The organism is Acinetobacter seohaensis (assembly GCF_056431365.1).
The window spans coordinates 320,854-342,801 of the sequence record NZ_JBWKMK010000029.1 but is presented as its reverse complement, the minus strand read 5'-3'; the positions used below and the strand labels follow the sequence as shown (position 1 = coordinate 342,801).

Genomic DNA, 21,948 nt, shown 5'->3' with positions numbered 1-21,948 from the left:
AGATCCATGCACGTGTAGCAGTTCTTAACAGATTTACGGAATTAGGTCGACCACTTACCCAAGTTACGCCTTAAATTTGGCTCAATTAGGGGCGCTTTGCATTTCAAATCTTTGTGCAACAAAGCCACTTAATATTGGAATTTATTTTTTTTATATCTTTCTCAATCTCATGTTTATGGGTAATGAAATATTTTTCTAGCGTAGCATCATTAGATAATAAATTATTTAAGAATTCGATATTGTTCTCTTTTTCTTCTAACTCTGTCAATAAATCACTTTTTTTTGACATAAAAATATCTTGAAGTTTTTGTTTTTTATATTTATTTCTTAAATCATTTAATCTTGGTGTTTCCTTGTAACGAAAGGAATTTTTTGAAGATGTAGTGGGATCTGCTTCCAAGTATTTAAAATTTAGAAGGATTTTTAGGCCTGAGTACATACGTCTTTTAGCAGTTTTTGGCATGTTTGGTCTAGATGTCAGCATTTTCTCCCAAAAATCTTTAGCTTGCCAATTATTGACTTCGTGATTTATGAATAAATCTAAAAAATCATCATACAGTGGTAAATGAGTATTTCTTGCCATAACTGAACAATTTTCACTTTTTAAAAAGAGGATTATAGTCCGTGGATGTTTAATCCGTAAATGATGATAGTTCTGTTTTTTGAGCATTTAAATCAAATGACAGAATTAGCAAGTTTACTAGGTCAAAAAATTCGTAAGGCTAGAAAAGAAAAAGGCCTTTCTCAAGAAAAGTTAGCCCTTATGTGTGGTTTAGATCGTAGTTATATGGGGCGGATAGAGAGAGGTGAGGTTAACATTACTGTGCTCAAGCTTTATGAAATATCAAAAGCTTTAGATATTCAAATCATTAATTTTTTTGAATAGAAATATATTTAGCTTGGTTTTAATAAAAATTATTTTTAAAAACAATATTTTGCAATGAAAATGGTAGTATTTATTTAGGGGTTTTTCATTTTAGTAGGTGTTCTACTGCAAAAAAACAATTGACATTGAGTAAAAAACGCCCCATTATCCTGATGTAACACGGGTTGCATAGTCTACCTACTGTATTTAATTTGTGATGACAGGTGGCCGCCTGTCATCAAATTCAAAACCAATAACGCGACTAAACATTAGGAGTTAAGAACAAGTGAAAGTATATCAGATCAATTATGACCTGCGTAAGCAACGTAACTATGAAGAGCTTTATAAAAAAATTATGTCTCTAGGCAATTGGTGTCATCCACTAGAGTCATGCTGGTTAATTGTCTCTGAAAAAACAGCATCACAAATTGCAGAGGAACTATTCAAAGTTATGGATAGTGATGATGGGCTATTAGTGACTCGCTTACAAAATGAAGCTGCTTGGTACAACCTTGATTCAAAAGGAACTAAAGAAGTCAGTAATTGGCTTCAAGAAAATTTGAGTAAAGCATCATAAATGGACTGAGCCAAGGATGGCTCACTCTCTTTCAGAGTAAATATTTATGTCAAAGTTAAAGAGATTCATAAAACTTAGCGATCTTGCAGAAATTCGAACGGGTTTTACATTCCGTGAAAAGGTTGAAGAAGTCGAGTCAGGTAATGCCTATGTATTGCAGATCAAAGATATTCGTAACATTGCAACGGATACATGTGGGTATACGCTTTTTGCTGATGCCTTACCACAAATTGATTGGCAAGGTAAAGATAATGCCATCGTATCGCCTGAGTCTGTATTGTTGCCCTGTCGTGGAGAGTATCTCAAGGCACATTATTTTGTAGGCCATCTAGATCAATCAAAAGCACTTCCACTCATTGTGAGTAGCCAGTTTTTGATTCTAATGCCAAATCAAAATGTACTGCCTGAATACTTATGCTGGTACTTGAATCAACCTCATGTGCAATACGAGTTACGTAAAGAAAGTCAGGGTTCTAAGATGCCGATGCTTAGCGTATCAACAGTCAACCAGTTTGAGGTTGAAGTCCCTAGCTTGGACATTCAGCAACGCATAATCGAATTAAACCGTCTTTGGGAGCAAGAGCAGATCTTGACCCAACAATTACTTAAAAATCGTGAACAAATGATGATGGGCATGTTTAAACAACTGCTCCAAGGAAACAAATAATGGTTACTCAAATTAATCAAGATACCGTCAATAAAGCCCTTTGGTCGGCATGTGATGTATTCCGTGGCACGGTGAGTGCAGATACCTATAAAGACTATATTTTGACAATGCTGTTCTTAAAGTACATCTCTGATGTATGGCAAGACCACTACGACAATTATAAAAACGAATATGGTGATGAACCTGAGCTGATTGAAGAAATGATGAAAAACGAGCGTTTTGTACTGCCTCGTGAATCTAATTTCTATACCTTGCATGAGCGTCGCTTTGAGCCCGGCAATGGTGAACGCATTGATATGGCTTTACATGCACTTGAAGAGGCTAATGGTACAAAGCTGAAAGATGTAGGCAAAAGCGTTTTCCAAGATATCTCATTTAATACTGATAAATTGGGCGAAGAAAAGCAAAAAAATACGATTCTAAAAGATCTTTTAGAAGTGTTTGCTGTACCTGAGTTGGATCTTAAACCAAGCCGTGTAGGTTCACTTGATGTGATTGGCAACGGGTATGAGTTTTTGATTAAAAACTTTGCTGCAAGTGGTGGTCAAAAGGCCGGTGAATTCTATACACCACCTGAAGTATCGGACTTAATTGCGGAGTTACTTGATCCACAAAAAGGCGACAGTATTTGTGACCCTGCATGTGGTTCTGGTTCACTGTTGATGAAGTGTGGTCGTAAGGTGGTCAGCAATCACAACAGCAAAGAATATGCACTCTATGGTCAGGAAGCAATTGGTTCAACTTGGTCACTAGCTAAGATGAATATGTTCTTGCATGGTGAAGATAACCACAGAATTGAATGGGGCGATACGATTCGTAATCCAAAACTATTGGATAAGAATGGCGATTTGATGCTGTTTGATATTGTGACTGCAAACCCTCCATTCTCATTAGATAAGTGGGGTTATGAGCAAGCTGAGAATGATAAGTTTGATCGTTTCCGTCGTGGTTTACCACCAAAGACCAAAGGTGATTATGCGTTTATCTCACACATGATTGAGACGCTAAAGCCTGTTACGGGTCGTATGGGCGTTGTGGTTCCGCATGGCGTGTTATTCCGTGGCTCATCTGAAGGGAAGATTCGTGAGAAGTTGATTAACGAAAACTTATTAGATGCGGTGATTGGTTTACCTGAAAAGCTGTTTTACGGTACGGGTATTCCTGCTGCGATTTTAATTTTCAAAAAGCAAAAGTCTGATGATTCTGTTTTGTTTATTGATGCAAGCCGTGAGTTTAAGTCAGGTAAAAATCAAAACAACTTAACTGAAGAAAATATTGCCAAGATTATTGAAACCTATCGTTCTCGTGCAAGTGTAGATAAGTATGCTTATTTGGCGACTTTGCAGGAAGTGAAAGACAATGATTACAACCTAAATATTCCTCGTTATGTGGATACGTTTGAAGAAGAAGCTGAGATTGATTTGGTTGCTGTACGTGCTGAGCGTGAGCAGCTAAAGACTCAACTTGCTGAGCTTGAAGTTCAAATGGCGAAGTACTTAGAGGAGTTGGGTTATGGTGCCTAATGAATGGAAAAGCTATCAGCTAAGTGAATTATGTGCAAAACCGATTTCGTATGGGATTGTTCAAACAGGTGAAAATATCGAAGATGGTATTCCTTGTCTTCGTGTTGTTGACCTATCAACTGAAAAAATGAACCCAAATGAGATGATAAAAACATCACATGAAATCAATCAGGCATACAAAAAAACGATCTTAGAAGATAATGAAATTGTGATGGCCTTACGTGGAGGGGTTGGATTAGTTAGACTGATAGACGCTAACCTCGTCGGTGCAAATATTACAAGAGGTTTAGCGAGGATTTCAGCTAAAAAAGGGATTATCCATCCAGAATATTTATTATGGGAGCTTCGGTCGCCTAGGTTCCGTGCTGATTTAATTAGACGAGTTGGTGGTTCAGCACTACAGGAAATTTCACTTTCTGAGCTTAGAAAAGTTAATACCTTGGTGCCTTCTTCATTAAACGAACAGAAAAAAATCGCCCAAATCCTTTCAACTTGGGATCAAGCGATTTTGGCGACTGAAAAATTGCTTGAAAATAGCCAGCAGCAGAAAAACGCCTTAATGCAACAGGTGCTGACAGGTAAGAAGCGTCTGCTTGATGAGAATGGCGAAAGATTTCATGAGAAATGGTCAGAGGTCTTACTAGGAAATATTGCAAAAATCACCACTGGTAGTTCAAATAGACAAGACTCAACCCTTTCAGGGAAGTATGCCTTTTTTGATAGATCTGAAGATATCCGTACTAGTGATATGTACCTTTTTGACTGTGAGGCTGTAATTGTGCCTGGTGAAGGACAAGACTTCGTTCCTAAATATTTTGTAGGTAAATTTGATTTACATCAAAGAACATACGCCATTATGGAATTTCCTGAGTGTGATGGTAAATTTCTTTTTTATATAATTGACTACTTTAGAGCATATTTTCTTTCTCAAGCAGTAGGATCAACAGTTAAATCTCTTCGATTGCCTATGTTTCAAAAAATGAAACTAGTAGTCCCTTGTTTAGATGAACAAAAGAAGATTGCTAAAGTTCTTACTATTGCAGATCAAGAAATTGATACTTTGCAGAAAAAACTTGATTGTTTGAAGCAAGAGAAAAAAGCACTCATGCAACAACTTTTGACAGGCAAAAAACGTGTCAAGGTGGTGGCTTGATATGGAGATTAATTTAAATATTAGGGATCGGTTAGGGCAATCATTTGATTTAGCGACGTTAGAAGAGATTAAAACTTTTTTTGACGCTGAAAAAAAATATTGGCTGGAACAGAAAAGCAATTTAGGGAAAAATTTATCATCCCCTTTTAACTCTTACTCACAACAAATTGAGAATTTTTTAGTTGCATTAGAAAGTTTTGAAGAGTTAGTTTCGCAAAGTCCCCAACCCAATAATATTCAACAACATAAACAAAATTTTAATCATACTAAAGACCAATTTCTCAGTTGGATGAATCAGCATTGGCTATACAGAGGTAATTCGTGCACTGAATCATTATTAAATGCATATAGGTATTCTGAAGAATCTGGAATAGCATTTTGGAATGCGATAACGACCAAAGTAATTACATTTCAGAATAGTAGAACTTCTTTGCCAACTTTTATTGGCAATATAATGGCTTATGAATTTTTATTACAAGATCAAAGTCAAATAGTTAAACGACGATATGCTGAGAAAAAAGCATTTTCTACTCTCAGACATGATCTTGAAGAGGAACGTAATAAACAAGTTTCTAATTTTGAAGAATTTCGAAAGGACTATTTGACTTGGAATAAAAACTCTCAGAGCGAGTTCAATGATTGGTTTGCTGAGTGCAGAAATCGTTCTGATTCAACCATTGCAGATCATTCTACCTTTTTTAATCAAATGACAGATCATGCGATAAATCGTCATAAAGAGTTAGAAGAACTTTATGTTGAAAAACTGAGATTGGAGAAACCAGCAAAATACTGGGAAGATCGGGCAAAGAGCTTAAGATGTCAGGGAATAATTTGGTCAATAATTCTTGCTGTAGTATTGGGCGGAGGAGTTGGATATTTCACATATCTGTTTACACACTGGCTCAATGGACAAGAAATGACAGTTTCATTACATAGCCTTCAAGGCACAGTACTTTTGGCTGTCATTATTTCTGCATTTGTGTTCTTGATCAGAATGTTGTCTCGCTTAGCATTTAGTTCATTTCATCTTCAACGTGATGCCGAAGAGCGACAACAATTGACATATGTCTATTTAGCATTAAGTAATGAAACTCATGCTGATGAAGAGTCGAGAAAGATTATTTTACAAGCCTTATTTAGCCGCGCAGAAACAGGATTGCTTGCTTCGGAGTCAGGACCTACTATGCCAGGATTAGATGGGGTTGCTGGCTTAATTACAAAAACTGGAAAAAATTAATAATATTTAAGATGGGGTTCACAATGAAAGTAGGATTATTCTTTGGTGCTGGTGCAGAAATTAGTTATGGCCTTCCAAGTGGTGGAAAGTTTGCAATCGATTTATTTCGAAAAGATCCAACACCTTATAAAAAAGCATTCAGAGCAAAATTACTAAAAATTAATTCTCGTAGTCCTTACGCAAATACATGGTTGCCAAAAGGCTATGAAAAGAAGAGTATTTTTGCTTTCGGTAAAAATGAATTTACTAGCATCATCGAGTCATCAATCCAATATAAAAGAAACGAAATTATCAGAAAATTGAATGACTTTGATAATGAGTTTACTTGGGCTTGCAGTCAGCTAGAAATTGAAGAAGGCTTACTTAAAGATAAGTTTTCTGATGAAATGGGAAAGGATGTTGGAGAAACTCTATATGACCAAGATATCAAAATTAATGAAAAGTTAACGAATGATGTAAAACTCTTTGGAACGGAATATTACTCAGCTGCCTTAGAAATTATTCGTTCAAAACCAAACTGCGATGATTTGAGAAGATATGTAATCGCTTTCTTACAATTATTAGTTGGTGCATATGGTCAAGACTTTGTTCAAAATTTGAATGAGGAGTTGTTTGAATCTGCACCTGATGACTTGCCAATTTTTGATGATATTTTTGGTATGTTTCGTTTGGAGTTTGAACGAGTTGGTTCGACAGCTCTCGAGCTATTGTTGAATGAAGAAAGAACATTCGACACAACTGCAAGTGCTACAGTAATTGATTTATTTTCTGCGATAACTCAGCAAATTTTAGAGAATATATTTTGTAGCGTTTTGGATTATCAAAAATTAATAGATGATCATTTTAGATATTTATTTTCGCCTTCAACAGAGTGGGCTAAATTTACACGAATGGCCATTTTTATGGAAATTGCTCATGATTATATTATTGAGCAAAAGCCAACGGATCTACCTGATGATGGTTACTATCATGATGTAAAAAGTTTAGTGGATTCTGGTGTAGAGGTGGGAGTGGTTGGTACATCTAATTACAATAACCTATTTAAGGAAATATCAGATGATTTAGATATACCACCTATTGAAGTATTTCATTTAAATGGCAGTACGAAGGATTTTTATAATCCCTATAAAAACGAAGTTATTCAGGTTGATGATAAGGACGCACATGAGAGTGAGCAAATTCTAGTTCCATTTATGCTAACCCAAAGTGGGTTGAAGCCTTTAACCTCGGTAGAAATGTCGAGACGTTATGTAGAGTTATTTGATGCTTATAAAGATACGGATGCGATTATCTCAATAGGTTTCGGTTTTAATAAAGATGATAGCCATATTAATGGATTATTTAGAGAGCTTGTTGAAAAGCATAATAAAAAGCTTTTTATCATTACGGTGGATCCTAAAGAGACAGCTAGAGAAATTAAGAAAAAGCTTCGGCTAGATAGTAATATGGATAGTGTAAAAGTGATTTTGGTAGATCGAATGACAAGGGCTACAAATGAAAATCTGTGGTTTGACGAAGTCTTTAAACAATTAGGATAAGTTGAATTTATATGAACTCTTATTTGCCCAAGTTTCAAGAAGAATATAGTGCAAAAATTCCTGCTTTAGCCTTGTTGACTAACTTGGGCTGGTCATTCTTATCCCCATCACAGGCACTCGCTGCCCGTGATGGAAAACAAGACCAAGTAGTATTACGCCAAATTTTACGTAAAGAGCTCTCTAAACGTACTTTTCCATTTGCGGGCAAAGAATATCCACTATCGCCAAAATCAGTTGATAACTTAATTGCAGAAATCTGTAGTCCTGCTTTGAATGAAGGCCTACTGACTGCCAACGAAAAAATGTATAACCACTTATTCTATGGCATTCCTGTCACCGAATTTGTGAATGGAAAAAAGGTTAGCCCTACGATTCCATTGATTGATTGGCATAACATTCATAACAACGAATTTTCATATACTGAAGAATTTCCTGTTACACGCTCAGGCGGTGTAGATACACGTAGACCCGATATCATTTGCTTTGTAAATGGTATCCCTTTAGTTGTGATTGAAGCAAAACGCCCCGATAGTCAGGCAAAGAAAGGTCCAACGATCAATGAAGGCATTTCTCAGACGCTTCGTAATCAGCGACCTGATGAAATTCCACATCTGTTTGCATATAGCCAACTGCTACTCTCACTAAACGGACATGAAGGGCGTTACGGCACATGTAATACCCCTGCTAAGTTTTGGGCAGCGTGGCGAGAAGAAGATATTTCTGATGCAGAGATGTATGCGCTTAAAAATAAGAAATTAACTATTTCACAAAAACAGAGCCTATTTTCTTATCGTCCAGTCGATGACTTAACTTGGTATGAAAGCCTAATTGCAGGTGGAGACTTAGCTGTTACAGGTCAAGATCAACTGCTGATTAGTCTATTAAAGCCTGAACGACTACTCGAAATGGTTCGTCTATATACGCTTTTCGATAAGAAAGCAGGAAAAATTGTTGCTCGTTATCAGCAAATCTTTGGTATCAAACGCCTCATTGAGCGTATTAGTACGAAGAACAGCAAAGGTGGTCGTGAAGGTGGTGTGATTTGGCATACAACGGGCTCAGGTAAATCTTTTACCATGGTCTTTCTTAGTAAAGCTTTGATCTTGCATGAGGCTTTAAAACAATGCCGTATCTTGGTTGTCACTGACCGTGTTGATTTAGAAGATCAACTGAGTAAAACCTTTGTATCAGGTGGTGAACTGGCAGGAAAAAGAGACAAGCAAAATGCCATGGCCACTTCAGGTAAACGCTTAGCTGAACAAATTGGCAAAGGTACTGAGCGAATCATGTTCTCTTTGATTCAGAAATTTAACTCTGCAACCAAACTTCCTGAATGTGTTAACACAAGTTCAGACATTATTGTTTTGATTGATGAGGGACATCGAAGCCAAGGTGGTGAAAATCATGTGCGAATGAAGCTCGCACTGCCAAATGCAGCATTCGTGGCATTTACAGGTACGCCATTGCTTAAAGATGAAAAGACAGTGAATAAGTTCGGACCTATTGTTCATGCATATACTATGCAAAGAGCCGTAGAAGATAAGACAGTGACACCATTGTTGTATGAAGAGCGTATCCCTGATTTAGATGTAAATGAGCGTGCCATTGATACTTGGTTTGAACGCATTACAGAAGGTTTAAACGATCAGCAAAAAGCAGATTTAAAACGTAAATTTGCGAGAAAAGGTGAGATTTATACTGCGGATGATCGTATTCGCCTGATTGCGTTAGATATTGCCAATCACTTTGTTAAAAATATTGATGATGGTTTAAAAGGACAGCTTGCTTGCGATAGTAAGGCTTCAGCGATTAAGTATAAAAAGTACTTAGATGAAGCAGGCTTGTTTGAATCAGCCGTGGTAATGAGTCCACCAGACAGTCGTGAGGGGAATACAGACGTTGATGAATCAACGACACCTGAAGTGACTCAATGGTGGAAAGAGAATGTCGGTACTCAGGATGAACAAGCCTACACAAAACAAGTGATTGAGCGTTTTGAAAAAGATGAATCACTTAAATTGCTGATTGTGGTAGATAAGTTATTAACAGGTTTTGATGAACCTCAAAATACAGTTTTGTACATCGATAAAAACTTAAAACAGCACAATCTTATCCAAGCAATTGCTCGTGTAAACCGACTTCATCCAAAGAAAAAGTTTGGTTTATTGATCGATTATCGAGGCATTTTAAAAGAATTAGATGCCACAATTCTTGATTATCAAGATCTCGCTGCCCGTACCCAAGGTGGCTATGATATTAATGATATTACGGGCTTATATACTCAAATGAGTTCCGAATACAAACGTTTACCTCGTTTGTATAAAGCACTTTGGGCAATTTTTGATGGTGTAAAAAATAAAAATGATCCAGAGCAGTTGCGCCAAATTTTAGTCCCACGCATTGAAGAACGTGAGGGTGAGTTGGTTGATATTCACTTGAAAGTACGTGATGATTTTTATGAAGCACTTACAGAATTCGCCAGTTGTTTAAAAGTTGCGTTGCAGTCAGCAACCTTCTTTGAAGATAAAAGCTTTTCTGATGCAGATCGTCAGCACTACAAAGAAACAGTCAAACTATTTACAAGCTTGCGTCAGATTGTGAAACGAGATGCTGGAGAGACGATTGACTATGATCAATATGCTGAGCAAGTCAAAAAACTTCTTGATAAGCATGTTGTGGGTATTGAAGTTAAGGACCCTGATGGAGTCTATGAAGTCGGCAAGATGGGCAAAGTGGCGCAACCTGAAGATTGGAGTGAAGAGAAAACACGTAATGAAACGGATATCATCAAAACTCGTGTAACGAAGATGATTGAACAGCAATTGCGTGATGATCCTTATGCTCAGGAGGCTTTCTCTAAACTGTTACGTCAAGTCATTGAAGAAGCAGAGAAAGAATTTGATCATCCATTGAAGCAACACATGCTGTTTAAAGAGTTTGAAGAGCAAGTTGAGGCACGTCGTTTAGATGAAATCCCTGATGTGTTCAGTGATAATAAGCATGCTCAAGCTTATTATGGTGTATTTAAGAAACTATTACCTGAAGCATTCTCGATAACAGATCAACAGAATCAAGATAAGTGGATTCAACTCGCTTTTGAGGTTGATCGTTCTGTGATGAGTTCTGTAGCTGAAAACTCAATTAATCCACAAAATATTGAAGCAGATATCCGTAAAAAACTATTACCGCAGATGTTCCGTGAATGTAAATCCATTGGTAGTGGTATGGATCAAGCCAAAAAAATTGTGGAAATGATCGTACAAATTACTCGGGTCGGTTTGAATGGGCTCTAGGATGAATACGCTGCCAGAGAGAAAGTTAAGCATCATTTATGGTGATGAAGTTGTTGATTTTGAGGTGCTTGAAAGTCCTAGCCGTACTGAAAAGATACTGATTAAAGTCTATGCTGATTGTCGGGTAGTTGTATCGGCACCGTTAAATGCAGATGATAAAACAATCATTGAAGCTGTAAAGCAGCGTAGTCGTTGGATCTATAAACAATTACGAGAGTTCCGTGAGCAAAGCAGATTTATCACACCTCGCCAATATAAAAGTGGTGAAAGCCACTTTTATTTGGGTAAACAGTATCAATTAAAAGTGATTCATGATGATACCAAGCCAAAAGGTGTAAAACTTCTGAGGGGAAGACTGGAGGTAAACACCTTAGATACGGATATTGAAAGTATTAAATTTCATTTAGATGAATGGTATAGATCGCGAGCAAAAGTCATATTTGAAGTACGTTTGCAACGTATTCTAGAACAGGCCTTATGGGTTGAAACTCAGCCTGATATTCGTTTGATGACCATGCGAACACAGTGGGGGAACTGTTCACCATCAGGTCTTCTTACACTGAACCCGCATCTAGTTAAAGCGCCCGCAATTTGCATTGATTATGTGATTTTGCATGAACTTTGTCATTTGGTTGAACATAATCATAGCGAGCGTTTCTATCAACTTCTAAGTCAAGTTATGCCTGATTGGGAGGTCGTGAAAGAAAGATTAGATAACATGGCTGTGAAGTTTTTTGAATAGACTCTTGTGATGATTTTTGCAATATTATGTCTATAGTTTTTAGGAATTTTATGGTTATTTATTAATATCTATAAAAAACAAAATATTAAGATTTTCCATACTACTTGTTTTAATCCTTATTGCGGTACAGGTAGTTTCCTAAGTGACATGATGAATCATGTCGAAGCCTATAAAGAGAGCAGTAACAAGCATTTCAACCAAGTCAACTTCACCCAAACCATTTACTATTGAATCAAATAGTCTTGTTGCTATGTTATCAAGTAAGGATTTAGATTTTAATTTTTCAACTAAATACAAAAAATGAAAACAGAATATGGAGTACATATTCCAACTTTGATTGAATTTTTTGAAGATGGATATGAGTTTAAATAATTTAATTACTCAACCTCATAATTCAAATAGCCTTTTTTTTGTATGGAATTTTTGGGGGGTAAAAGTAGTTTTTTTTGTTATTTATATGGAATTTTTACAACTGATTATGAAAGTGGTTTTTTCTTTATTTTTTTAATATAAATCAAGTGATTAATCATAAATTCCATAGTAACTATATATACATTACAGTCGATGAGTTCGATTTTCAAAGCACAAATTGACTGGATTCCGCTTGCCGCGGGCGCAATTCGTGCCACACAAGGTAAAACGCTTGCTTTAATGCAAGTGTGTGGCGGGTCGCAGTCATTTAACAGCGTCAATCAATTGCGTATTTTAGGACGTTGGATGCGGATGATCACCATTCCCAATCAGTCTTCTATTCCTAAAGCCTTTTTAGAGTTTGAGGAAGATGGCCGCATGAAAGCGTCTAGCTATTACGACCGTATTGTCGATGTGATGGAAGAGTTATATAAATTTACTTTGCTGACTCGCGGGCAAGCAGCATATTTGGTAGATCGTTATTCTGAACGTGTGGAAACTGCCGAGCAGCTATCGAAGCGTGTTAATCAGAAGTGTTTATAATCCAATTTTGGATACGTAAATACTGCATTACAAAAGGCTTAGAGAGCGATTATTCGGCTTCAAGTCGCTTTAAAATCTGACAATCATCAATGGTTGTTTGCGTGGTGCAGGCTTGTCTAAGTTGCTGAAGTTGTAGCTGAAAATGCTGCAACTCGGCAATTTTATCTTCTACATGCCTTAAATGTTCATCAATCAATTCATTCACAGCGCAGCAGTTTTGTTTCGGCTGTTTTTCTAATTCAATTAAGGCTTCAATTTCTTTTAAGTTCATATCTAAAGCACGGCAACGCTTAATAAAAATCAAACGCTTGAGTGCCTCATCGTTGTAATAGCGATAATTATTTTCGGCACGAAAGCTTGGGGTGAGTAAGTGTTTCTTTTCATAAAAACGAATTGTATCTGTGCTGACTCCAACTTTTTTAGCTAATTCATGAATTAAATATTGTGCCATACTTGACCTTGGACTAAGTCTATAGTTTTAAATGAGCATAATCGAAACAGTTTCATTTTGAAAGAAGGTGTGTCTATGGCATGTACGTGTAGTCATGAACCTGCGCCAATCAAACCGAATAGTAAATTTAGAACCGCGTTATGGATTGCATTGGTGATCAATCTCAGCATGTTTTTTATCGAGTTGATAGGTGGTGCCTATGCCCATTCATCATCCCTATGGGCAGATTCACTGGATTTCTTTGGAGATGCTGTCAATTACGGGATTTCACTTGCGGTGTTAAGTGCAAGTTTGTATTGGCGTGCTACTGTGGCTTTGGTCAAAGGCATCACGATGGCCTTGTTTGGTGTGGTGGTGATGGGCAAGGTTATCTATGCCTATATACAGGGTATTCCACCTGAAGCCATAACCATGGGTATTATTGGGATCATCGCCTTATTAGCCAATGTGGTTACTGCATTGATTTTATATGCATTTCGAGATGGTGATTCGAATATGAAATCGGTGTGGTTATGTAGCCGTAATGATGCGATTGGTAATTTCGCAGTTATTTTGGCGGCAGTGGGTGTATTTGGTACGGGTAGTTTGATTCCAGATCTTGTGGTAGCCGTGATTATGGCGAGTTTGGGCTTAACAGCGGGGTATCATGTGATTCAGCAAGCTTTGGCTGAACGAAGAATGAATGTACCAGAATAAAGAATAAACGTAAAAAGCACTCCATCTGATTTGAGTGATTTAGATGGAGTGCTTTTAATTTTTTGTAGTCGCAATAATTTTAAAATTTGAAGTAAAAATAACGATAAGTTATTCCAAATTGCTATTTACAAAAAATAATATATAACTAAAATTAAAAATAAATTGATGTATTTAAAAATAATTTACACGATGAATAATATTTAATTTTTTTTAAATTGAGGGTTAAATGAAACTAATTAAATTATTTTCTATAGCAAGCCTGATTGCTTTGGCTGGCTGTAGTTCTAAAGTAGTGACTTATGATACTGCAGGGCAAGTGATTGGTTCATGTGTCGCTACACAGGGCTTTATTTTGGGGGCTAAAGCTGTGTGTTATGGTGGTGCCAACATACAAGGCATTAACTATTCTAAAGTAGATGAGCGCACGGGTTTATTGCCAACCATACCAAATAATTCGCAGATTTCACTGCAACAAGACTAATTTTTTAGAGGGGTAATACAATGAAAATTTCTAGTTTAATCGCATTAACAGCGGCTATTTTGATGACAGGTTGTGCTTCAAAAGTGACAACTTATGATTCGAGTGGTCGTATGATTGGTTCATGTCAGGCAGAGCGTGGGTTTGTAATTGGTGGTGGTGCACACTGTGAAGGACGTGCTAACCAAGAAGGTCGCAGTGTACGTTAATTGATGCTAATGACAAAAAACCGAGCTATTTAGCTCGGTTTTTTTAGATTCAACAGCTTTTATTTTTCAACGAAAGCACGTTCAATCACGTAATCGCCCAATTCACCCATACGTGGTGATTCTTTTAAACCATGTTGGTCAAGTAATGCTGCAACATCTTTTAAGAATGCAGGGCTACCACATAACATGGCACGGTCAGTTTCAGGGTTAAAACGTGGTAAACCAATTTTTTCAAAGATTTCACCCGATTCAATTGCCGTGGTCACACGTCCTTGGTTTGGATATTCTTCACGTGTAACGGTTGGGTAATATACCAGTTTTTCACGAATACCAAGTTCTTGGAAAAACTCGTGATTTGGTAATTCATTTAGAATTAAATCTTGATAAGCCAATTCAGAAATGAAACGTGTACCGTGAACCACAATCACTTTTTCAAAGCGTTCATAAGTTTCAGGGTCGCGGATGGTTGCCAAAAATGGAGCTAGACCTGTACCTGAAGAAAGTAAGTATAGGTTTTTACCAGGATTTAAATCATCCAGTACCAAAGTGCCTGTAGGTTTTTTAGAAACCAGCAATTCATCGCCCACTTTTACTTTTTGTAAAATAGACGTTAAAGGGCCATCAGGTACTTTAATTGAGAAGAATTCTAGCTCTTCTTCATAGTTAGCACTGGCAATCGAGTAAGCGCGCATTAAAGGCTTGCCATTGACTTCCAGACCAATCATCACAAATTGACCGTTTTTAAAACGTAGTGCGGTATCGCGAGTCGTTTTAAAACTGAATAAAGTGTCATTCCAGTGGTGTACGTGAGTAATCTTTTCGACGTTGAAAGCAGCCATTAAAGGTCTCAATAAATTATCAAATTAGAACAGCTTGCTATTCTAATCTAAAATCATTCTCTATAAACTGAATATATTTAATTGAGCTTATCAGAAAAAGTGATGAAGACTGATCTAAAAATGCCAATAATCGGATTTATGCACTCTCCCTACCGAGAAAAATTTGGTATTCCTCGTCAACCAAATCTGGTACAGGTCGAATCGTATATTGAAATGCAAGCGCCTTATAACGATGTGTTGGCATTTCAAGGGATCGAAGCGTTTAGTCACTTATGGTTAATCTGGCAATTTCACGACAATAAAAACCAAACCGATGCTCATCCAACCGTACAGAAACAGCAAAACCCCTGTTTTCGTGCACAAGTGCGTCCGCCACGTTTGGGTGGTAATCAAAAAATAGGTGTGTTTGCGACGCGCAGCATGTATCGACCTGCACCCATTGGTTTATCTGTAGTGCAATTTAAACAGGTCAAAAAAGTGGGTAAGTCACTGCGAGTTTATGTGACAGGAGCAGATTTGTTGCATGGCACGCCTATTTTGGATATTAAACCTTATATCCAATATTCAGATGCTGTGCCTGATGCACAAAGTGGTTATGCGCAAGATGAACCCATAAGAAAAACAGTGCTATGGATGGACACAGCAGAAGCGCAAAAAAATCAGTTACTCGGCTCAGGCGTATTGCAACCACAAATTGTGCAGGAATTGGAACAGGTCTTGTCTTTAGATCCACGACCTGCATATCAGGATGATGCTGAACGAATTTACACCATGAATTTTGCAGATTTTGATGTCAGTTTCCGTGTCGATCAGCACGCAGTACACATCCTAAAAATTGTTTTAATCGCTGTCGATTAAACCAGCATATATAAAATAGCCACCAACGCCAGCATGTGCAGAATTTGGGCAGGGGCGAAATACAGTGCAAAGCGCAAACCACCAATGAGCGCGGCATTGACGCATTTGGCAATCGCATGTGCCACCACACCTAAAATTAAGGCATACAAAAGTACCTGCTGGCTCGGTGGACCTTGCATCACCACGGTTGCAATTGCGGCATGAACCTCAAATAACGAGGCGAGCAGGGTACCAATGATTAAACCTGCATCCCCAAGGGTTTGTTCCAAGCCGTATACCATCGCTTGAATTGCGGTCAATGTCGCCACAATAATTGCGGCTTCTTTAAGGCTAAACATACGGGTATCGGTTTCTGGCTTTGCCGTTGCCGTACTTTTATGTTTTTTGAGCAACCAGACACCCGCTACAACCAAAATCGCGATTCCGACCAAACTTGGAATAATTAATAACTTAAACCAAATCAGATTGACACCCGCCACAATAATCAACATTTGCGCTAAAGTCGCCACGCAAGACATCAGCGCTGCACCTGCATTGGCACGTGCGTCGCCACGACCTGCGCGTACTTCCATGCCTAAACTGGCAATGGTTGCGGTGCTTGATACAAAACCTGAAGCAATTGCAGATAATATGAGGGCGTTGCTGCTTGAGAGTAAACGCTTGGCGATATGCGCCAAAGCCTGCACACTTAGAATTAAAATCAATAATTTTAAAATCACATAAGGATTAAGCACATTGCCCCATAGTGCAGTATTAGGCGTCAGTGGCAAGGCAATTAACACCAAAGCCAGTAAAAACAAGCCATCACGTAGTTCAGCTTCGGTAATCCACTGACTGACAATGCCATGCATGGTGTGCTTGGTCATGAGTAAACCTGTCAAAATAACCGATAAACCTGCTGCCAATGGAATATTCCATAAACACAATGCACCAATAAAATAGGTCATCACGAAGGCCAGTTCTGTGGTTGCACCTGGGTCATCTTCCGCTTGATTTTTGAGGGAATATAAGCCTATTCCGCCAACAATCAGTGCGCCTACAATGGCAATGCTCATGCCCAATAAGAAGCAAATTGCACCTAATAATGCGCAAATTCCAAAGGTGCGTACGCCTGCAAAATGATGATGTTGTCCATTTTTTTTACTGCGTTCGCGCTCTAATCCAATCAGTAAGCCACAGCCGAGTGCTGCTGCAAACATGGTGAGCAGTTCGGGAAAATTGGTTGTAACCAAAGATGGAGGAGTCAGAAAATCCACAGCAACATTCCAAATACAAGGTGTTATTTTAAACATCATATATTTGAATTGTGTTTATCGCCATTTATGAATCTATTTTCACTCTAAAATTATGGCTTAATCGAACCATACAAGATTACTGTATTAAAGAAGTCATTCAGCCCTGAAAGCAAACTCTGCTATAGTAAACCCAGATTTTGGGGCATATAACAATGAATTTTAATTTTGAAATAGACAGTACTTGGTGCTTAGAACAATTAGTCAAAGATGGTAAAATTACCGAACGTGATCAGGCTTTGGTACAAACCACGCATCGTCAACGTGATCAATTAAAATGGCATCCGTTACAATGGATTGCCAACTTTAATTTGGTCGATCAAAGTCATCCCCAAACCACTTTAACTTTAAACCGTTTATGCCAATGGCTGGCTGATAAATCAGGCTTGCCATTCTATATTATTGATCCGTTAAAAGCCGATGTTGCTGCTTTAACTGCTGTGATGTCGCAGGAATTTGCGCTGCGTAACCGTATTTTAGCGGTGGAAGTGACTGCAGATGCGGTATTAATTGCGACAGATCAACCTTATAAAAAAGAATGGGTTGCCAACTTAGAACATAGTTTATTGCCCAAAAAAATTCAGCGGGTTTTACTCAGCCCAGATCAATTACAGCGCTATTTGATTGAATATTACCAAGTGAGTCGTGCAGTACATTCATCACAAAAATCTTCTGCACACGACCGTGAAAATAAAGGGGTCGAGGCTTTATTGCAATTGGGCGATACCCAAAACCCAGATGCCAATGATCAACATATTGTGAAGTTGGTGGATTGGGTGCTGCAATTTGCCTTTGAACAAGGCGCAAGCGATATTCACCTCGAACCACGTAAAGACACTGGCAAAGTGCGTTTTCGTATTGATGGCGTGTTGCACACCATCTATAACATGCCTGCGAATACGCTTACCGCAGTCATCTCACGGATTAAAATTTTAGGGCGTATGAATGTAGCCGAAAAACGTAAACCGCAAGATGGACGTTTAAAAACCCGCACTCCAAAAGGGCAAGAAACCGAACTGCGTTTATCGACCTTGCCAACGGCGTTTGGTGAGAAACTGGTGATGCGTATTTTTGACCCAGAAGTATTGGTGCGCAGTTTTCAGCAATTGGGTTTTGATAGTCGTTTGTTGAATGAATGGCATGCACTGACTGCACATAGTCACGGCATTATTTTGGTTACAGGCCCTACAGGTTCGGGTAAAACCACCACGCTGTATTCTTCACTGAAGCAATTGGCCACCGATGAAGTCAATGTCTGCACCATTGAAGACCCGATTGAAATGTTAGAACCGAGTTTTAACCAAATGCAGGTCAATACCGCCATTGATTTAGGTTTTGCTGATGGTGTGCGTGCCTTAATGCGTCAAGACCCTGACATTATTATGGTCGGAGAAATTCGAGATCAGGATACCGCAAATATGGCGATTCAAGCGGCACTGACGGGGCATTTAGTTTTATCGACACTGCATACTAATGATGCGCCGTCAAGTTTGACTCGTTTGCATGATTTGGGCGTGCAGCCATTTTTGACTGCTGCCACAATTTTAGGCGTTTTGGCACAGCGTTTGGTGCGTAAGCTATGTCCGCATTGTAAGCAGGAAGGCTCAATAAATGAAAAAGACTGGGAACATTTGACCTTTGACTACATTATGGAAATGCCTGCACAAGTGTTTAAACCTGTCGGATGCGATGAATGTCGTCAAACGGGCTATAAAGGTCGGGTCGGAATTTATGAGTTTATGCCGTTAAGTTTAGACACCAAACAGCTCATCAGTGCCAATGCCAATTTAAATGAATTACGTCAGCAAGCTAAAAAAGAGGGCATTGAACCGTTGCGTATTGCAGGCGCACGCAAAGTTTTAGAAGGCATGACCACTTTAGAGGAAGTGTTGCGAGTCGTGCCATTAAATTAGCAGATTCAAACTTTTTACGATGAATTTTAAAAAATGGAAATCTTAAGATTCAGCTCATCTTGCTTTGTTTTAATCACCATAACGAAATGAGCAACACAAAAAGGTGAAGCAATGAAATTTACAATGAAAGCAATGTTGATGGCAGGTTTAATGGCAATGGCTTCAATCACCATGGCAAACGACAGCATTAACACCCAAGCACTACATCAAAATGTAACTGTAAAACAAGCTTTAAGCCTGAAAGATGACAGCAAAGTGCAGTTAAAAGGTTATGTGGTGAAATCTATTGGTGATGAAAAATATCAGTTCCGTGATAACACAGGCACTATTACGGTCGATATTGATGATGACTTATGGAATGGCAAAGCAGTTTCTGCCAAAACGCCTGTTACCTTAATTGGTGAAGTGGATATTGATCACAAGCCTACAAAACGTATTGAAATAGATGTGGATCAAGTTCGTTTCTAAATCTACGCTGTGTAAAACAGCATTATTTCTTACACAGAATTGATTTCACTCAAAAGCCACATACGCTTTAAGGTGTATGTGGTTTTATCATGTAAAGTATTTTCAAATCATAAAATTTTGAAGCATAAATAATAGAGAATGATATGCGCATACTCTTGGCTGAAGACGATGTATCGCAAGCAGAAAGCATAAAAACTTGGCTGGAAATGGATGGCTATAATGTTGATTGGGTTGAGCGTGGCGATCATGCCATTTTAGCCATTCAGCAGCATCATTATGATTGTGTGTTGTTAGACCGAGGTTTGCCTAAAAATAGTGGTGATGAAATTCTGCACGCTTTACGACAGCAGCAACAGGATACACCTGTTATTTTTATTACTGCACGCGATAGTATTCAAGATCGGGTACAGGGACTTGATTTAGGCGCCAATGATTATTTGATCAAACCGTTCAGTCTTGAAGAACTATCGGCGAGGGTACGCAGTCAATTACGCAATGCGCAAAGTCATCCGACACAGCAGCTTGAATTTGCCAATTTGGTTTTAGACACACAAAGTAAACAAGTGAAAGTGGATGATCAACAGGTCAATTTAACAGCTAAGGAATTCCAGATTTTACATAAACTGATGCAAAACCCACAGCATGTGGTGACTCGTGAACAGCTCGAAGAGTCTTTATATGCATGGGGCGATGAAATTGAAAGTAATGCGATTGAAGTATTTATTTATCAATTACGCAAAAAAATTGGCAGTAGCCGCATTAAAACCATACGAGGTTTAGGCTATCGTATGCAGCAAAATAACTAATTCAGTTTGATCTCCGCATGTCTAAACAGGTCATTTCTTTACAATCCAAACTGGTTAAAAGCTCCGTTTTAAGCTCGGTTTTGGCGGGTGGGTTCGCCCTGATTTTATTATTGGCGGTTGCCAGTTATCAGACCATGCGTGTGCATGACGAGATTATGGATGAAATAGCCGATATGTTGCTGCGAGCAGACTTGCGTGACCATGCAGGCAATCAGGTCGATGAGTTGAGTGAGCAATTTCATATTGCCTATCAATTGGGATTAGATGATCTGATTTTGACCACCTCTGAAGATGAACATGACATTTCTCAGCTTCACTTGTCTCAGCTTGCCGTGGTATCTGAGCATGGTTTTTCATTTCACTGGCAAGATGGACAAATTTGGCGCAGCTATGTGGCAGAGGAAGATGGCTTGCATGTGATTGTCGCGCAGCCGCTTAAATATCGCTTCAAGGAAATTGCTGCAACCAGTTTAGGTTATGCCGCTATTTTATTGCTGTTGTGGTTGCTGCAATGGTCCATTGTGCATTTTATGATTGGTCGTCAATTTAAGCGGATTCAGCAACTCTCCCAACAAATTGCAGAAAAAAATCAACATGATTTGACGCCAATTATCCCCACACAACCTGAATTGAAAGAACTGCAACCCATGCTGCAGCAATTGAATAAATTGTTGGGGCGAGTAGAGCAGTCTTTAATTGCAGAACAGCGATTTACAGCAGATGCTTCGCATGAATTACGCTCTCCTTTATCTGCCATTCAATTGCGTTTGCAGGTGCTAAAACGTAAATACCAACAACAACCTGAGTTGGCACAAGATTTAGAGCAAATTCAGCGTGATGTCAGTCGTGGTACACAAGTATTGGAAAATTTGCTGTTATTGGCACGTTTAGACCCGACAGATGCGGCATCGTTAAATAAAAGTGCGGTATCTATAGCAGACTTGGTGCAGGAAGTTTTACAAAGTCTGACGCCGTTTATTCAGGAAAAAGCCATTCAGATTCAGTCAGATATTCAACCGATACAAGTGCAAGGCAATCCTGAATTGCTATTTAGCTGCCTGCGCAACTTGATTGACAACGCAGTGCGTTATGCAGCACCTCAAGGACGTATTTGGATTGAAGCGAAACCGCATGAATTGATGCAGGAAATTTGCATCGCCGACAATGGTCATGCAGTGACTGATGACGTTTTGGCACGTTTGGGCGAACGCTTTTACCGTGCTTTAGGCAGTAAAACTCAAGGTTCTGGTTTAGGACTGTCGATTTGTAAGAAAATTATAGAGTTGCATGCAGGAAAAATTGAATTTTCACGTGCTGAACAAGGTGGTTTAAAAGTGCGTATTTTGTTGCCTAAAGCCCAGTTGTAAATATGATTGGTTTTAGGAAGCA

21 protein-coding genes and 2 pseudogenes are annotated in these 21,948 nt (G+C 38.5%); 19 read left to right on the top strand and 4 right to left on the bottom strand.

Annotation, left to right across the window (positions count from 1 at the left end; translation table 11 throughout):
* Positions 1-103 precede the first annotated feature (103 nt).
* Positions 104-583, bottom strand: coding sequence for a hypothetical protein (locus AC07E5_RS06070; protein WP_498624962.1), 480 nt, complete (start codon positions 581-583; stop codon positions 104-106).
* Between the two features lie 96 nt (positions 584-679).
* Between AC07E5_RS06070 and AC07E5_RS06065 the strand changes: the two genes are divergently transcribed.
* The 11 genes and pseudogenes from AC07E5_RS06065 to AC07E5_RS06015 all read left to right on the top strand — a co-directional run.
* Positions 680-886, top strand: a complete 207-nt coding sequence (locus AC07E5_RS06065) for a helix-turn-helix domain-containing protein (RefSeq protein ID WP_168542752.1) — start codon at positions 680-682, stop codon at positions 884-886.
* A gap of 265 nt (positions 887-1,151) precedes the next feature.
* A complete protein-coding gene (locus tag AC07E5_RS06060) occupies positions 1,152-1,442 on the top strand; it encodes a hypothetical protein (RefSeq protein WP_346793317.1) in 291 nt (96 codons plus the stop codon).
* A 46-nt stretch (positions 1,443-1,488) separates the two neighbouring features.
* Positions 1,489-2,109 carry a restriction endonuclease subunit S gene (locus AC07E5_RS06055; RefSeq protein ID WP_346793316.1) on the top strand — a complete coding sequence of 207 codons (621 nt, stop codon included), beginning with the start codon at positions 1,489-1,491 and terminating at the stop codon, positions 2,107-2,109.
* Positions 2,109-3,632, top strand: coding sequence for a type I restriction-modification system subunit M (locus tag AC07E5_RS06050; RefSeq protein WP_498624960.1), 1,524 nt, complete (start codon positions 2,109-2,111; stop codon positions 3,630-3,632). Before AC07E5_RS06055 ends, AC07E5_RS06050 begins: the two co-directional genes overlap by 1 nt.
* Entirely contained in the window at positions 3,622-4,785 is a 1,164-nt protein-coding gene (locus tag AC07E5_RS06045; protein WP_498624958.1) for a restriction endonuclease subunit S, read from the top strand. Before AC07E5_RS06050 ends, AC07E5_RS06045 begins: the two co-directional genes overlap by 11 nt.
* 1 nt (position 4,786) lies before the next feature.
* Positions 4,787-6,022 (top strand): DUF6161 domain-containing protein, encoded by a 1,236-nt coding sequence (locus tag AC07E5_RS06040; RefSeq protein WP_394878184.1) that lies wholly within the window; start codon positions 4,787-4,789, stop codon positions 6,020-6,022.
* 23 nt (positions 6,023-6,045) lie between these two features.
* Positions 6,046-7,560 carry a hypothetical protein gene (locus AC07E5_RS06035; protein WP_394878185.1) on the top strand — a complete coding sequence of 505 codons (1,515 nt, stop codon included), beginning with the start codon at positions 6,046-6,048 and terminating at the stop codon, positions 7,558-7,560.
* An 11-nt stretch (positions 7,561-7,571) separates the two neighbouring features.
* A complete protein-coding gene (locus AC07E5_RS06030) occupies positions 7,572-10,853 on the top strand; it encodes a type I restriction endonuclease subunit R (protein ID WP_498624955.1) in 3,282 nt (1,093 codons plus the stop codon).
* Between the two features lies 1 nt (position 10,854).
* Positions 10,855-11,595 carry a M48 family metallopeptidase gene (locus AC07E5_RS06025; RefSeq protein ID WP_498624953.1) on the top strand — a complete coding sequence of 247 codons (741 nt, stop codon included), beginning with the start codon at positions 10,855-10,857 and terminating at the stop codon, positions 11,593-11,595.
* A 169-nt stretch (positions 11,596-11,764) separates the two neighbouring features.
* Positions 11,765-11,967, top strand: a pseudogene (locus tag AC07E5_RS06020) (ISL3 family transposase); the annotation flags it as partial.
* A 189-nt stretch (positions 11,968-12,156) separates the two neighbouring features.
* Positions 12,157-12,549: pseudogene (locus AC07E5_RS06015) on the top strand (NAD(P)H-dependent oxidoreductase); the annotation flags it as partial.
* A 49-nt stretch (positions 12,550-12,598) separates the two neighbouring features.
* On the opposite strand, the gene cadR reads toward AC07E5_RS06015, so the two are convergent.
* Complete coding sequence (gene cadR / locus AC07E5_RS06010; RefSeq protein WP_004972941.1) at positions 12,599-13,000, bottom strand: Cd(II)/Pb(II)-responsive transcriptional regulator; 402 nt, start codon at positions 12,998-13,000, stop codon at positions 12,599-12,601.
* Positions 13,001-13,075: 75 nt separating this feature from the next.
* Here cadR and AC07E5_RS06005 point away from each other — a divergent pair, with 75 nt between their 5' ends.
* The 3 genes from AC07E5_RS06005 (at position 13,076) to AC07E5_RS05995 (ending at position 14,383) form a co-directional block, all read left to right on the top strand.
* Positions 13,076-13,696, top strand: coding sequence for a cation efflux transmembrane domain-containing protein (locus AC07E5_RS06005; RefSeq protein ID WP_096901843.1), 621 nt, complete (start codon positions 13,076-13,078; stop codon positions 13,694-13,696).
* A gap of 226 nt (positions 13,697-13,922) precedes the next feature.
* Positions 13,923-14,177, top strand: coding sequence for a hypothetical protein (locus AC07E5_RS06000; RefSeq protein ID WP_004972946.1), 255 nt, complete (start codon positions 13,923-13,925; stop codon positions 14,175-14,177).
* Between the two features lie 20 nt (positions 14,178-14,197).
* Positions 14,198-14,383, top strand: coding sequence for a hypothetical protein (locus tag AC07E5_RS05995; RefSeq protein WP_004972947.1), 186 nt, complete (start codon positions 14,198-14,200; stop codon positions 14,381-14,383).
* A 59-nt stretch (positions 14,384-14,442) separates the two neighbouring features.
* Here the strand turns inward: AC07E5_RS05995 and AC07E5_RS05990 are convergent, their stop codons facing one another.
* Positions 14,443-15,222, bottom strand: a complete 780-nt coding sequence (locus AC07E5_RS05990; protein ID WP_004972950.1) for a ferredoxin--NADP reductase — start codon at positions 15,220-15,222, stop codon at positions 14,443-14,445.
* A gap of 102 nt (positions 15,223-15,324) precedes the next feature.
* Here AC07E5_RS05990 and tsaA point away from each other — a divergent pair, with 102 nt between their 5' ends.
* Positions 15,325-16,080 carry a tRNA (N6-threonylcarbamoyladenosine(37)-N6)-methyltransferase TrmO gene (gene tsaA / locus AC07E5_RS05985; RefSeq protein WP_179990671.1) on the top strand — a complete coding sequence of 252 codons (756 nt, stop codon included), beginning with the start codon at positions 15,325-15,327 and terminating at the stop codon, positions 16,078-16,080.
* Here tsaA and AC07E5_RS05980 read toward each other — a convergent pair.
* On the bottom strand, positions 16,077-17,279 hold the full coding sequence (locus AC07E5_RS05980; RefSeq protein WP_096901885.1) for an MgtC/SapB family protein: 1,203 nt from the start codon (positions 17,277-17,279) through the stop codon (positions 16,077-16,079). The two genes, tsaA and AC07E5_RS05980, sit on opposite strands and share 4 nt — an antisense overlap.
* Positions 17,280-17,527: 248 nt before the next feature.
* Between AC07E5_RS05980 and tfpB the strand changes: the two genes are divergently transcribed.
* From tfpB to AC07E5_RS05960, 4 genes are all read left to right on the top strand, one after another.
* Complete coding sequence (gene tfpB, locus AC07E5_RS05975; RefSeq protein WP_004972956.1) at positions 17,528-19,285, top strand: type IV pilus assembly ATPase TfpB; 1,758 nt, start codon at positions 17,528-17,530, stop codon at positions 19,283-19,285.
* A 111-nt stretch (positions 19,286-19,396) separates the two neighbouring features.
* Positions 19,397-19,753, top strand: a complete 357-nt coding sequence (locus AC07E5_RS05970) for a NirD/YgiW/YdeI family stress tolerance protein (RefSeq protein ID WP_179988821.1) — start codon at positions 19,397-19,399, stop codon at positions 19,751-19,753.
* 143 nt (positions 19,754-19,896) lie between these two features.
* The gene (locus tag AC07E5_RS05965; RefSeq protein WP_498624950.1) at positions 19,897-20,559 is read left to right on the top strand and encodes a response regulator transcription factor; all 663 of its coding nucleotides are present in this window, start codon (positions 19,897-19,899) and stop codon (positions 20,557-20,559) included.
* Between the two features lie 17 nt (positions 20,560-20,576).
* Positions 20,577-21,926: a sensor histidine kinase gene (locus tag AC07E5_RS05960; RefSeq protein ID WP_498624948.1), complete on the top strand. Its 1,350-nt coding sequence runs from the start codon at positions 20,577-20,579 to the stop codon at positions 21,924-21,926.
* The last annotated feature ends 22 nt before the right edge of the window (positions 21,927-21,948 follow it).

Excerpts from the sequence above, each read along its gene's own strand:
- AC07E5_RS06070 (WP_498624962.1), bottom strand. The coding sequence starts at position 583 with ATGGCAAGAAATACTCATTTACCACTGTATGATGATTTTTTAGATTTA.
- AC07E5_RS06065 (WP_168542752.1), top strand. The coding sequence starts at position 680 with ATGACAGAATTAGCAAGTTTACTAGGTCAAAAAATTCGTAAGGCTAGA.
- AC07E5_RS06055 (WP_346793316.1), top strand. The coding sequence starts at position 1,489 with ATGTCAAAGTTAAAGAGATTCATAAAACTTAGCGATCTTGCAGAAATT.
- AC07E5_RS06050 (WP_498624960.1), top strand. The coding sequence starts at position 2,109 with ATGGTTACTCAAATTAATCAAGATACCGTCAATAAAGCCCTTTGGTCG.
- AC07E5_RS06045 (WP_498624958.1), top strand. The coding sequence starts at position 3,622 with ATGGTGCCTAATGAATGGAAAAGCTATCAGCTAAGTGAATTATGTGCA.
- AC07E5_RS06040 (WP_394878184.1), top strand. The coding sequence starts at position 4,787 with ATGGAGATTAATTTAAATATTAGGGATCGGTTAGGGCAATCATTTGAT.
- AC07E5_RS06035 (WP_394878185.1), top strand. The coding sequence starts at position 6,046 with ATGAAAGTAGGATTATTCTTTGGTGCTGGTGCAGAAATTAGTTATGGC.
- AC07E5_RS06030 (WP_498624955.1), top strand. The coding sequence starts at position 7,572 with ATGAACTCTTATTTGCCCAAGTTTCAAGAAGAATATAGTGCAAAAATT.
- AC07E5_RS06025 (WP_498624953.1), top strand. The coding sequence starts at position 10,855 with ATGAATACGCTGCCAGAGAGAAAGTTAAGCATCATTTATGGTGATGAA.
- cadR (WP_004972941.1), bottom strand. The coding sequence starts at position 13,000 with ATGGCACAATATTTAATTCATGAATTAGCTAAAAAAGTTGGAGTCAGC.
- AC07E5_RS06005 (WP_096901843.1), top strand. The coding sequence starts at position 13,076 with ATGGCATGTACGTGTAGTCATGAACCTGCGCCAATCAAACCGAATAGT.
- AC07E5_RS06000 (WP_004972946.1), top strand. The coding sequence starts at position 13,923 with ATGAAACTAATTAAATTATTTTCTATAGCAAGCCTGATTGCTTTGGCT.
- AC07E5_RS05995 (WP_004972947.1), top strand. The coding sequence starts at position 14,198 with ATGAAAATTTCTAGTTTAATCGCATTAACAGCGGCTATTTTGATGACA.
- AC07E5_RS05990 (WP_004972950.1), bottom strand. The coding sequence starts at position 15,222 with ATGGCTGCTTTCAACGTCGAAAAGATTACTCACGTACACCACTGGAAT.
- tsaA (WP_179990671.1), top strand. The coding sequence starts at position 15,325 with ATGAAGACTGATCTAAAAATGCCAATAATCGGATTTATGCACTCTCCC.
- AC07E5_RS05980 (WP_096901885.1), bottom strand. The coding sequence starts at position 17,279 with ATGTTTGCAGCAGCACTCGGCTGTGGCTTACTGATTGGATTAGAGCGC.
- tfpB (WP_004972956.1), top strand. The coding sequence starts at position 17,528 with ATGAATTTTAATTTTGAAATAGACAGTACTTGGTGCTTAGAACAATTA.
- AC07E5_RS05970 (WP_179988821.1), top strand. The coding sequence starts at position 19,397 with ATGAAATTTACAATGAAAGCAATGTTGATGGCAGGTTTAATGGCAATG.
- AC07E5_RS05965 (WP_498624950.1), top strand. The coding sequence starts at position 19,897 with ATGCGCATACTCTTGGCTGAAGACGATGTATCGCAAGCAGAAAGCATA.
- AC07E5_RS05960 (WP_498624948.1), top strand. The coding sequence starts at position 20,577 with ATGTCTAAACAGGTCATTTCTTTACAATCCAAACTGGTTAAAAGCTCC.